Annotated in this window: 1 protein-coding gene; it reads right to left on the reverse strand. The window is 64.5% G+C overall.

The genetic code is table 11. From position 1 onward, the window contains the following. The coding region (locus tag EOA36_RS36770; RefSeq protein WP_189553578.1) for an FAD-dependent monooxygenase at positions 1-538 on the reverse strand (538 nt) is incomplete at both ends.

The raw sequence follows: 538 nt of genomic DNA on the forward strand, positions 1-538 counted from the left end.
GGTGCAAAGCCGCCGAGCACGCCGAGGCCGGCGCCGCGCGCCATCTGTGCGGGCAACATGTCCGAAAGCAGCGATATGTTGAGCAGATTGACCGCGCTGCTGCGCGCCAGAATATCGGGCCGGCGCTTGAGATCGTATACAGCAAGGGTAGCGGCAGCCCCCGGATCCTCACGATTTTCACGCGCGATTCCAACCAGATCGTCGATATCCCTGATACCCAGGTTGAGGCCTTGCGCGCCGATCGGCGGGAACACGTGCGCCGCTTCGCCGACAAGCGCCACCCGCTGCGCCGCGAAACGCAGGGGGGTCACCGTCGACAAAGGATAGATCTGGCGGCCCGGCTCCACGGTTACCCGCCCCAGCATCGACTGCATCTGCCGTTCGACCCGCAGCGAGAGCATTGCGTCGTCCAACGCGGCAAGCTCCTTCGCGGTCTCAGGTTTGACCACCCAGACAAGGCTGGAACGATTGCCCGGCAGCGGCACCTGCGTGAAAGGGCCGGTCTCGGTATGGAACTCCGTCGAGGTGAAGCCATGTT

It is taken from the genome of Mesorhizobium sp. M8A.F.Ca.ET.021.01.1.1 (assembly GCF_003998025.1).
Lineage (GTDB): Bacteria > Pseudomonadota > Alphaproteobacteria > Rhizobiales > Rhizobiaceae > Mesorhizobium.